Source organism: Novosphingobium capsulatum NBRC 12533 (assembly GCF_001598375.1).
GTDB classification, from domain to species: domain Bacteria; phylum Pseudomonadota; class Alphaproteobacteria; order Sphingomonadales; family Sphingomonadaceae; genus Novosphingobium; species Novosphingobium capsulatum.
Window position 1 is genome coordinate 1 of the sequence record NZ_BCYV01000063.1, and the last position, 726, is coordinate 726.

Consider the following 726-nt stretch of genomic DNA (forward strand, 5'->3'; position numbering starts at 1 on the left):
GTGCCCATAGACCGCACGTGTCAGCGTGGAGAGGGCCTTGGCCAGCTCGGCCTGCACTGCCTCGACACTGATGCCATGGCGCTGGGCCAGCTCGGCATAGCTGGCGCCCTCGAAGCGAACCGCCGCGAAGATCGCCCGCTGGCGCTTGGTCATCCGGCGCAGGCCACGCTGGCCCCGCCGCCAGAACGCGCGCGGCGAGATCGGCGGCAGGACGGGCGTGCCCCATTCGGGCGGGAGAGGCCGGTTCATGGCCGTTCCTCCCCACAGGCCAGCAGGAAATCGGCCGCCTTGCTCGCCGCACTGGCCGCGCGGAAGATTGCCTTCTCGTCGGCGCGCAGCACTTCCAGCCATGCGCCGATATAATCGGCATGCCGCACGGTCGGGACAATGCCCAGCGCCGCACAGGCAAAGGCACTGGCCATTTCTGCGACAAGTTCCTCTTTCGCATAGGACGCAGAGCCGAACTCGCCGGTCTGGTCACGATCCAGCCGGGACTTGTGGCCCGTGGCATGGCCAAGCTCGTGCAGGGCTGTGCGGAACCAGTTGATCGGCTCCAGAAAGGCAATCTGGGGCGGCACCTGCACCACGTCATGGGTGGGCGAATAGAACGCTTCTCCGCCGCCGATGCGGAAGGTCACCCCGCTGTTCTGGATCACGCGCTCGGCGCCGGCAATCGCCAGCTCCGACGCAATCGGTGCCACCGGAGCAATCATGTCCTCGGGCAAA

General features: G+C 67.2%; 2 protein-coding genes. Both read right to left on the reverse strand.

Going from position 1 to position 726, the window contains the following annotated elements:
• On the reverse strand, window positions 1–249 hold a 249-nt coding region (locus tag SCA01S_RS21565; RefSeq protein WP_062788866.1), incomplete at its 3' end, for a sigma factor-like helix-turn-helix DNA-binding protein.
• On the reverse strand, window positions 246–726 hold a 481-nt coding region (locus tag SCA01S_RS21570), incomplete at its 5' end, for a zincin-like metallopeptidase domain-containing protein (RefSeq protein WP_245652870.1). The genes SCA01S_RS21565 and SCA01S_RS21570, both read right to left, overlap by 4 nt.